This window comes from Halomonas sp. 707B3 (assembly GCF_024158645.1).
In the GTDB taxonomy this organism is placed as follows: domain Bacteria; phylum Pseudomonadota; class Gammaproteobacteria; order Pseudomonadales; family Halomonadaceae; genus Vreelandella; species Vreelandella lionensis.
On the sequence record NZ_JAMZBE010000038.1, the window covers coordinates 17,581 to 27,540 of the forward strand.

Here is a 9,960-nt window from a genome sequence, read left to right on the forward strand (position 1 = left end):
CAGCCTCACGCATGATCTGCTCTCAAGAGAAAGTAGTGGCGGATGCCACTTTCCGGTAAGCTCTTGCCGATTGATTTTTTGTGGTGAGGTACATCTATGTGGAGCCTACTCAGGCTATCTGCACTTTCATTATCCGCCTTGGTACTCGTAGGCTGCTCCGACCCGAAAGTCGATACGAGCTCCATGCCTGCAGCGGTGGTCTCAATCGAGAAAGTGCGTGAGTCGCTGCCCACCTATAAGCGCGACGAGTTTGATACCGCGCTGAAGATCATAGCCATGTCATCGTTTAACGGTATCGATCTCTTTAACCCCCAACGCATGAACGCTGCTGAAATTGCTGAATCGGCTAATGCCTATATGCACGGGCTAACGGGCGACGAAATTATTGAGCGCGCTGACAAGATGCTGCGCCAGCGGCGTGCACGAGAGCGGGAGCAAGCACTGCGCACGCTTAACCGGCTAGAAGCCAAACAGGACAGCGCCCAGCGCGCCCAAGAGCATTTAGCGCAAATCAGCATTGATAATGCGCGTTACTACATCAGCACCAGCCCCTACGGCGCACTGGAACCGGTGATTGAGCTAACGGTGACGAACGGCTCTGACCACGCGGTTGCAGAGCTCATGCTGCACGGCGTACTGAAAAGCCCTAACCGCGAGGTGGCCTGGGTGGATGAAACGTTCTACTACATTATTTCCGGCGGCCTAGCGCCAGGGGAAAGCGCCACCTGGAGCCTCGCCCCTAACCGTTTTGGCCCCTGGGGCAACGATCAAATACCGCGTAATGCCGCACTGACACTAACACTGCTCGGGGTTAACAATAGCGAAGGTGAACCGCTATGGGATGCCCCCGCGTTAACCGATAACGAGGCCGAGCGGCTTGAGGAACTGCGCGCTGAATATGGCGGAGTAAATCCGCAAACAGCGGCGAATTAAGCAAACGGCGGTGCTTAGCACCGCCGTTTGCGTACTAGGTGAGTACACGGTGGTTAAATCAAGTCGGCTTCACCGTAGCCCAGCAGATACAGCACGCCATCCAGCCCTGCCACGGAGATCGCCTGACGCGCTTCGGCACGCACGAGGGGTTTAGCGCGGAACGCCACGCCTAGGCCAGCTTTCGCCAACATCTTCAGGTCGTTCGCCCCATCACCTACGGCGACGGTTTGCGCTAAGGCCACCCCTTCCCGCTCGGCAATTTGCTGCAGTAGCGCGGCTTTACGCTCGGCATCGACAATCGGTTCATGGACCGCACCGGTGACTTTGCCATTCTCAATCACCAGCTCGTTGGCGTGGATTTCATCAAACCCAAGCCGCTCTTGCAGGTAACGGGCAAAGTAGGTAAAACCGCCGGATAAAATAACCGTACGGAAGCCCAAGCGTTTCAGGTTCGCCATCAGACGCTCAACGCCATCCATCAGCGGCAATTCAGTAGCAATATTCACCAATACCGACTCATCCAGGCCTTCCAGCTTGCTCATGCGCTCGCGGAAGCTGGCCTTAAAATCCAGCTCGCCGCGCATGGCGCGCTCGGTGACTTCCGCCACCTCGTCGCCTACCCCGTGACGGCGCGCCAGCTCATCAATCACTTCCGCTTTAATCAACGTGGAGTCCATATCAAAACAGACCAAACGGGGTGCGGCACCGCCCCGCTGGTTCCGTTGGACCACCATATCCACACCGAGGGTTTCACTCAGCTCCAGCGCCGCATGGCGAAGGGAGGTTAATTCACTGGATACGCCGCTCAAGTGCAGCTCCACACAGTCGATAGGCTCGCCTTTTTCCGTATCGGCAAGCCGCTGACGGTGCTCTTCCTGCAGGCCAAACTGCGCCATCAGCGCGGCCATGTGCGACTCAATATCCGCCGTTAAGCGCGGTGCCAATACAGTTAACAGAACATCCCCGCGTGCCATCCGTTACTCCCCTGCTTCTAATCGATCAACTTTTTGGAAACCACGCGGCAGCTTGCTGCCCCTTCTGCCACGCTCCCCACGATAATACGCGAGATCATCCGCCTTGAGGGTCAGTTTGCGCTTACCCGCATGAATCATCAGCTCTCTGCCTTCAGCGACAACGGTAATATCGCGCACAAACTCTTCCCGCCGTGCGGCACGCGGGCCGGGGATATCAAGCATTTTATTGCCCTTGCCTTTGGCCATTTCCGGCAGTTGATCAAGAGGAAATAGCAGTAAGCGACCTTCATTAGACACCGAAGCCACCCACAGCCCTTCGCCCTCCGGCACCTCAATGGGCGGCATGACGCTGCAGCCTTTCGGCACGCTGAGCACGGCTTTACCCGCTTTGTTTTTGCCGGTGAGCGCTTCGAGCTGGGCCACAAACCCATAGCCGCCGTCGCTGGCCAGAAGATAGCGTTTGGTGGGCGGCGCGAGCATCAGACCCGCCATCTGCGCCCCCGCTGCCACGTTCACCCGACCGGTCACCGGCTCGCCCTGGCCACGGGCGCTGGGTAAATTGTGTGCCGCCAGGGTATAGGCGCGGCCAGTATCATCCAGCAGCACCAGCGGCTGGTTAGTTTTCCCCCGGGCCGCAAGGCGGAAGCTATCCCCCGCTTTGTAGGAGAGCCCTTCGGGGTCGATATCGTGGCCTTTGGCAGCACGAATCCAGCCTTTATCCGACAGCACTACGGTAATCGGGTCGGCACCTAGCAACTCCACCTCGGAGAGCGCTTTAGCCTCGCTGCGCTCCACCAGCGGCGAACGGCGTTCGTCGCCGTGCTCTTTACCCGCTGCGCGGATCTCTTTCTCGATCAGCGTGGTGAGCTTGGCTTCGCTACCCAGCAGCCCCTGCAGGGTTTTACGCTCTTTTTCCAGCTCATCCTGCTCGCCGCGAATCTTCATCTCTTCCAGCTTGGCAAGATGGCGCAGACGCAGTTCAAGGATCGCTTCGGCCTGGCGCTCGGTCAGGCCAAAAGCGCTCATCAGGGCAGGCTTGGGCTCATCCTCTTCGCGGATGATGCGGATCACCTCATCAATATTCAGGTAAGCGGTCAGTAGGCCTTCTAGAATATGCAGGCGATCTTCCACTTTGCCTAAACGGTGCTCAAGGCGGCGACGCACGGTGGCACGGCGAAACCGCAGCCACTCACCCAACATATCGGTCAGTGGCATCACCCGTGGGCGGCCATCTAGGCCAATCACGTTCATGTTCACCCGCACGTTCTTTTCCAGATCCGTGGTGGCAAACAGGTGCGCCATCAGCGCTTCGACATCCACACGGCTCGAACGTGGCTCAATCACCAAGCGGGTCGGCTCTTCATGGGTCGATTCATCGCGCAGGTCGGCCACCATAGGCAGCTTTTTCGCCTGCATTTGCGCGGCGATTTGCTCCAATACTTTGGCACCGCTGACCTGATAGGGCACGGCAGTAATGACGATATTGGAGTCTTCACGTACATAGCGGGCGCGTAATTTGACCGAGCCTCGGCCAGTCTCATAGAGCTTACGCAGATCCGCTTTCGGCGTGATGATTTCTGCATCCGTCGGGAAATCCGGGGCAGGCACAAACGCCATCAAATCCGCCGTGGTGGCCTCGGGGTTACGCAACAGGTGGCAGGTGGCTTCCACCACTTCCGAGACGTTATGCGGTGGAATATCGGTGGCCATGCCCACGGCAATGCCCGTGCCGCCGTTGAGCAGCACGTGAGGTAACCGCGCTGGTAGTACTACAGGCTCTTGCATGGTGCCATCGAAGTTCGGCGCCCACTCTACGGTGCCCTGGCCCAGCTCGCTGAGCAGCACTTCGGCAAATTTGGAGAGCTTGGCCTCGGTGTAGCGCATGGCCGCGAAAGATTTCGGGTCGTCTGGGCTCCCCCAGTTACCCTGGCCATCTACCAGCGGGTAGCGGTAGCTGAACGACTGCGCCATCAGCACCATGGCTTCGTAGCAGGCGCTATCCCCATGGGGGTGGAACTTACCCAGTACGTCACCGACGGTACGCGCCGACTTCTTGTACTTGGCATTGGCATGCAGCGCCAGCTCGCGCATGGCGTAGATGATTCGCCGCTGAACGGGCTTCATGCCATCGCCAATGTTGGGTAAGGCGCGGTCTAGAATGACGTACATCGAGTAGTCGAGGTACGCTTTTTCGGTGTAATCGCGTAGGGACAGACGCTCGACGTCGCCCTCCGCTACTTGAATATCCATGGTCATCGGGGGTTATACCTCTATGTCTGCGAGGTTGCCGTAATCTTCCAGCCACTTTTTGCGATCACTTGCGCGCTTTTTGGCCAACAGCATATCCATCATCTCCAGAGTGCCATCGCCTTCGGCCAAGGTGAGCTGCACCAAGCGGCGGGTTTCCACGGCCATGGTGGTTTCACGTAGCTGCAGCGGGCTCATTTCCCCTAGTCCTTTAAAGCGCTGCACGTTGGGGGTGCCCCGCTTTTTCGCCAGCTGTTTGAGAACGGCGGTTTTTTCGCTCTCGTCCAGGGCGTAGTGAACCTCTTTACCTAAATCGATGCGGTACAACGGTGGCATCGCCACATACACATGGCCTGCGTCCACCAAACTGGGGAAGTGCTTCACAAACAGCGCGCATAGCAGCGTCGCAATATGCAAACCGTCCGAGTCGGCGTCGGCAAGAATACAGATTTTGTGATAGCGCAGCTTTTCAAGGTCGGCGCTGCCGGGGTCGGCACCAATCGCCACGGCAATGTCGTGAACTTCTTGAGAGCCATAGATATCGTGGGTTTCGACTTCCCACGTATTTAGGATCTTCCCGCGCAGCGGCAGGATGGCTTGGGTGTCGCGATTACGCGCCTGCTTGGCACTGCCGCCTGCCGAGTCACCTTCCACCAAAAACAGCTCACTCAGCGCGGGGTCCTGGCCAGAGCAGTCCGCCAGCTTGCCGGGCAGCGCCGGGCCGGAGGTCACTTTCTTCCGCGCGACCTTCTTCGATTTCTTCTGACGCTGCTGGGCTGCGCTGATCACCATCTCCGCTAGCTGCTCGGCCTGCTCAATATGATGATTCAGCCACAGCGAGAAGGCGTCTTTCACCACGCCCGAGACAAACCCGGCAATGGTGCGCGAGGAAAGCCGCTCTTTCGTTTGGCCGGCAAACTGTGGGTCAAGCATTTTCACCGAGAGCACGAAGGAAGCGCGCTCCCACAAATCATCGGCGGTGAGCTTGATGCCACGGGGCAGCAGACTGCGGTATTCACAGAATTCCCGCAGCGCGTCTAACAGCCCAGAACGAAAGCCGTTAACGTGGGTGCCGCCCTGGGGCGTAGGGATCAGGTTGACGTAGCTCTCAAGCAGCGCCTCACCGCCTTCAGGCAGCCACTGAATGGCCCAGTCCACACCGTGCTCATCGTCGCTGAAGTGGCCTACGAACGGCTCTTTGGGCAGTACTTCGTAGCCATCGGTGGCTTCGGCCAAGTAGTCGCGCAGGCCATCAGCGTAGGCCCACTCGGTTTTGGTGCCATCCGGCTCTACTAGCGTGACCGCTAAACCGGGACAAAGCACTGCTTTGGCGCGCAGCAGGTGTTTCAGTTTGGAAAGTGCCAGCTTCGGGCTGTCAAAATAACTCTCATCTGGCCAGAAGCGTACCAGAGTGCCAGTGGCGCGCTTGGCGGCTTTGCCGATTTCATGCAGCTCTTCGACCTTTTCGCCGTGCTCGAAGGCAATGGCGTGGCGGGCACCGTCTCGGGTCACTTCGACTTCTAAACGCCGTGACAGCGCATTGACCACCGACACGCCCACGCCGTGAAGGCCGCCAGAGAACCGATAGCTCGAAGAGGAGAACTTACCGCCCGCATGGAGCTTGGTAAGAATGAGCTCGACCCCTGAGACACCGTGCTCCGGATGCAGGTCGATGGGCATGCCCCGGCCGTTGTCTTGAACTTCAATGGCACCGTCACTATGGAGTACCACGCTGATGCTGGAAGCGTGCCCGGCGAGCGCCTCATCGACACTGTTGTCGATCACCTCTTGGGCGAGGTGGTTGGGCCGCGAGGTATCGGTGTACATTCCCGGGCGCTTACGCACCGGTTCAAGCCCTGACAGGACCTCGATAGAACTCGCGCCGTACTGGGAGGCATCAAACTGGGTCATGTAACGTCGGTTCCTGAAAAAACATACTGAACAAAAGCGTACTGTCGGCTTCAATAGGAGCCGTCACAGGACGGCCTCTTGAGTACTCTTAAAATAGGGCCGCTTGGAAAGGCACATAGGATAGCTGAAAACCAAAAAGCTGTATATCCAGCCATATGAATTGAGCACTCTACTCCTGCTCGGCGGCCCAAAACGCTTCAATCAAGCCACGGCTGGAAGCATCCATACGGCTGATACTCTTTTCACCGTCGATAATGGCCTGGGTGTCAGTGGCAATTTGTTTGCCAAGCTCAACCCCCCACTGGTCGAAGGGATTGATATCCCAAATCACTGCTTGCACGAACACTTTGTGTTCATAAAGCGCTATCAACGACCCTAGCGTGGCGGGCGTGAGCTTATCCAGCAGCACCGTTGAAGAGGGCTGATTACCCCGGTAGCGCTTGTGTTCGGGGCGAGGGCCATCCTCTTCCAGCGCATCGTCGCCCAACATCAGCACACGGGACTGGGCAAAACAGTTGGCCAGCGCCAAGCGATGCTGAGACTTCAAGTGGCGGCGGGTATCCAGATTTTCGACCTCATCGTAACGCTTAAGCGGCGCGATAAAGTCGCACACCACGGGCTGGGTGCCCTGATGAAGCAGCTGATAAAACGCATGCTGGGCATTAGGGCCCAACTGGCCCCACAGCACCGGGCAGGTGGAGTAGTTCACCGCTTGGCCCTGGCGCGTCACCGATTTGCCATTGGACTCCATCTCCAACTGCTCAAGGTAGGCGGCAAAGTACTCAAGCCGCCCATCGTAGGGCAGAATCGAGTGAGCGCGAATATCCAAAAAGTTAACGTTCCAGATACCTGCCAAGCCCAGTAACACCGGCAGATTGTCCTCCAGCGGTGCATCGCGGAAGTGGCTATCCATGGCATGGGCGCCCGCCAGCAGTTCGCGGAAGTTCTCCATGCCAATTACCAGCGCAATCGGCAGCCCAATGGTGCCCCACAGCGAGTAGCGCCCGCCGACCCACTCCCAAAACATCAGTTGGTGGTCCGGGGTAATCCCCCACTCGCTCATCTTGTCAGGGCTGGCGGATACACCAATAAAGTGCTGGCGCACAATCAGCTCTGCGCTGATCGGTTTGGCATGGGGGCTGACTTCTGGCAGGTCGGCGTGCTGTGTAAGCCGACCGATTAGCCAGTCGCGGGCCGTGTTGGCGTTGGAGAGCGTATCAATGGTGGTGAACGACTTGGACGAGAGCACAAACAGCGTGGTTTCGGGGTTGAACCGGCTGAGGTAGTCCGCCAATTGGGAGCCATCCATCGTGGAGGCAAAATGCACCTCCACCGGGTGAATATCGCTGGGGCGATAGTCCGCGAGGGCATGGGTCACCATCAGCGGCCCTAAATCCGAGCCGCCCACGCCTAAATTCACCACGTGACGAATAGGCTTGCCGGTGGCCCCACGCCATTGGCCCGCATGTAGGCGCTGCACTAGGCGCTCCATTTGCGCCAAGCTGTCATGCACGGCCCCGACGATATCTTCGCCTTCCACTTCCAGGCTCGCATCCGCAGGTAGGCGCAAAGCAGTATGCAACGCTGGGCGATTTTCGCTCACGTTCACCCGCTTACCGCTCAGCAGCGCCTCGATGGCCCCTGGAACTCCCGCCTCTTGGGCCAGCACTAGCAGATGCTCCAGCGTATCGTCGTCCCAACGCTGCTTGGAAAGGTCAAGGGTGAGCCCCGCCACCTGACGAGTAAAATGCTTCCAACGGCCAGGGTCGTCCCCGAACAGGTTTTTCAAGTGGACGTGTTTAAGTACTTGAGCGTGCTGCTGTAACGTTTGCCAAGCGGGTAGCGTATCTGGAGTTGCTGTTGCTGAAGCCATGTGCCCTCTCCTGTGGCGTCGTTCCGTGAGGCAGGAATCTGTGTTGATCAGGCCTGTTCTGCATTAACAAGGGCGCGTAAACTACGCAGCCTCATTAACCATCCTGGCTTGCCCATGAGTGATGCATCTTACCGCGACGCTATCTTTTCAACACCCCTAGACAAGGTGGCTAGGTTCTCCTTTGACGAGCAGGTCGTCGCGTGCTTCCCCGATATGATCCGCCGCTCGGTGCCCGGCTACGGCCAAATTCTGGGTATGCTGAGCCTGATTGCCAAACGCCATCTGCGCCACGGTGCCCATGTTTATGATCTGGGCTGCTCGCTGGGCGCATCCGGACTCGCCCTGGCAGGCGCGCTGCCCGCCGATGCGTTCGGCTATACCGGTATCGACCTTTCCCCGGCCATGGCGGCCCGAGCGAAGCAGACCTTTCTCGATGAGTGCCCCGACCACGCCATGCAAGTGGAAGAAGCCGATATTCGTACCTACGAGTATGCGCCTTCGGGGATGATCATTCTCAACTTTACGCTGCAGTTTTTGCCACCGGCCGATCGTGATGCGCTACTCAAGCGGCTTTTTGATGCGCTTGAGCCCGGCGGCGTGCTGATTTTGTCGGAAAAGACCATTGACGCCGACGAGCGCGACAACGCTTGGCGAGTCGAGCGCTATCACGACTTCAAGCGTGCCAATGGCTACAGCGATATGGAGATCAGCCAAAAGCGCACTGCGCTTGAGAACGTACTGATTCCCGATACGCTCGATGCGCTGCACGAGCGTTTGTCGCTGGCGGGCTTTCCCCGCTCCATGACCTGGTTCCAGTACCTGAACTTCACCTCGCTGATCGCCTTTAAGGAGGGTTAAGGTGGCGCTACTCCCCGACGATCATCGCGTGCTGTATCAAGCGTTTTTGGATCAGGCCACTCAAGATGCCTCGCTCACGCCCTGGCTTGCCAAGCTCCCCGAGCAGCTCGCCAGCGGGCTGGACCGCCAGCGCCACGGCGACCTCTCCGCCTGGGAAAAAGCCGTGGCCAAACTGCCGCCGCTGCCGGAAGAGCGCCGTGTGGAGCTAAACAGCGACACGCTGACGGTAGATATCGATCTCACCGACAGCCAGCAGCGCCAGTGCTTCAACCTGCTGCGTAAGCTGGCCCCGTGGCGTAAAGGGCCATTCAGCCTAGGTGGTATCGAGATCGACACCGAGTGGCGCTCCGACTGGAAATGGCAACGCGTCGCGCCGCATCTTGCGCCGTTGAAATACCGCAAAGTGCTGGATGTAGGCGGCGGCAGCGGTTACCACGCCTGGCGGATGGCGGGTGCAGGCGCGGCTTTCGTGTTGGTGATTGACCCTTCCCCACGCTTTTACTGGCAGTTCCAGGCGGTGCGCCACTTCGTCGGCAATGCCGATGACGGCCGCACGCAGTTTCTGCCGGTAGGTATCGAGGACGTACCGGAGAACCTAGGTTTCTTCGACACGGTGTTCTCCATGGGCGTGCTGTACCACCGCCCCTCGCCCCTTGAGCATCTGCAACAGCTAAAAGGTGCACTGGCCCCTGGCGGTGAGCTAGTGCTGGAGACGCTAGTGGTAGAAGGCGATGAGCAGACCGTATTCGTACCCGGAGAGCGCTACGCCGCCATGCCTAACGTCTACTTTTTGCCCTCCTCCAAAGCACTGTGCCACTGGCTAGAGCGCTGCGGCTTTACCAACGTGCGAGTGGTGGATGAAGCGGTGACGACACTCGATGAGCAGCGCTCCACCGAGTGGATGACCTACCAGTCATTGGCAGATTTCCTAGACCCGGATGACCGCAGCCGCACCATAGAAGGCTACCCCGCCCCACGCCGTGCGGTGATCCTGGCAAACAAGCCGGAATAGTGAGTAGTAGCCGCCCAGCATTTTTAAACCAGCACTTTTAAATCAGTACTTTTAAATCAGCGCCTTAAAATCACTAGCCAGCGACCCAGGTTCATCACGCTGGCCAGTGACGCCGCCACATAGGTAAAGGCGCAGGCGGTGAGTACGTGGCG

At 58.5% G+C, this 9,960-nt stretch carries 8 protein-coding genes; 3 read left to right on the forward strand and 5 right to left on the reverse strand.

All coding sequences use genetic code 11. The features are described from left to right. Positions 1-96 precede the first annotated feature (96 nt). The gene (locus BIS10_RS07305) at positions 97-933 is read left to right on the forward strand and encodes a DUF6694 family lipoprotein (RefSeq protein WP_392567160.1); all 837 of its coding nucleotides are present in this window, start codon (positions 97-99) and stop codon (positions 931-933) included. Positions 934-986: 53 nt separating this feature from the next. On the opposite strand, the gene serB is transcribed toward BIS10_RS07305, so the two are convergent. The 4 genes from serB to pgi form a co-directional block, all read right to left on the reverse strand. Then, positions 987-1,907: a phosphoserine phosphatase SerB gene (gene serB, locus BIS10_RS07310; protein ID WP_253503924.1), complete on the reverse strand. Its 921-nt coding sequence runs from the start codon at positions 1,905-1,907 to the stop codon at positions 987-989. 3 nt (positions 1,908-1,910) lie between these two features. Continuing rightward, the gene (parC, locus tag BIS10_RS07315; protein ID WP_253503927.1) at positions 1,911-4,163 is read right to left on the reverse strand and encodes a DNA topoisomerase IV subunit A; all 2,253 of its coding nucleotides are present in this window, start codon (positions 4,161-4,163) and stop codon (positions 1,911-1,913) included. Between the two features lie 6 nt (positions 4,164-4,169). After that, on the reverse strand, positions 4,170-6,065 hold the full coding sequence (gene parE / locus BIS10_RS07320; RefSeq protein WP_253503932.1) for a DNA topoisomerase IV subunit B: 1,896 nt from the start codon (positions 6,063-6,065) through the stop codon (positions 4,170-4,172). 169 nt (positions 6,066-6,234) lie between these two features. Further along, complete coding sequence (gene pgi / locus BIS10_RS07325; RefSeq protein ID WP_253503936.1) at positions 6,235-7,938, reverse strand: glucose-6-phosphate isomerase; 1,704 nt, start codon at positions 7,936-7,938, stop codon at positions 6,235-6,237. 114 nt (positions 7,939-8,052) lie between these two features. Between pgi and cmoA the strand changes: the two genes are divergently transcribed. After that, on the forward strand, positions 8,053-8,796 hold the full coding sequence (cmoA, locus tag BIS10_RS07330) for a carboxy-S-adenosyl-L-methionine synthase CmoA (RefSeq protein WP_230834629.1): 744 nt from the start codon (positions 8,053-8,055) through the stop codon (positions 8,794-8,796). A gap of 1 nt (position 8,797) precedes the next feature. Next, positions 8,798-9,808: a tRNA 5-methoxyuridine(34)/uridine 5-oxyacetic acid(34) synthase CmoB gene (gene cmoB, locus BIS10_RS07335; RefSeq protein ID WP_253503939.1), complete on the forward strand. Its 1,011-nt coding sequence runs from the start codon at positions 8,798-8,800 to the stop codon at positions 9,806-9,808. Positions 9,809-9,864: 56 nt separating this feature from the next. Here the strand turns inward: cmoB and BIS10_RS18905 are convergent. Further along, on the reverse strand, positions 9,865-9,960 hold a 96-nt coding region (locus BIS10_RS18905; protein WP_301281993.1), incomplete at its 5' end, for a zinc metallopeptidase.

What these genes read in the sequence shown, in the direction of transcription:
- serB (WP_253503924.1), bottom strand. Translation starts at nt 1,907, where the DNA reads ATGGCACGCGGGGATGTTCTGTTAACTGTATTGGCACCGCGCTTAACG.
- BIS10_RS07305 (WP_392567160.1), top strand. Translation starts at nt 97, where the DNA reads ATGTGGAGCCTACTCAGGCTATCTGCACTTTCATTATCCGCCTTGGTA.
- pgi (WP_253503936.1), bottom strand. Translation starts at nt 7,938, where the DNA reads ATGGCTTCAGCAACAGCAACTCCAGATACGCTACCCGCTTGGCAAACG.
- parE (WP_253503932.1), bottom strand. Translation starts at nt 6,065, where the DNA reads ATGACCCAGTTTGATGCCTCCCAGTACGGCGCGAGTTCTATCGAGGTC.
- cmoA (WP_230834629.1), top strand. Translation starts at nt 8,053, where the DNA reads ATGAGTGATGCATCTTACCGCGACGCTATCTTTTCAACACCCCTAGAC.
- parC (WP_253503927.1), bottom strand. Translation starts at nt 4,163, where the DNA reads ATGACCATGGATATTCAAGTAGCGGAGGGCGACGTCGAGCGTCTGTCC.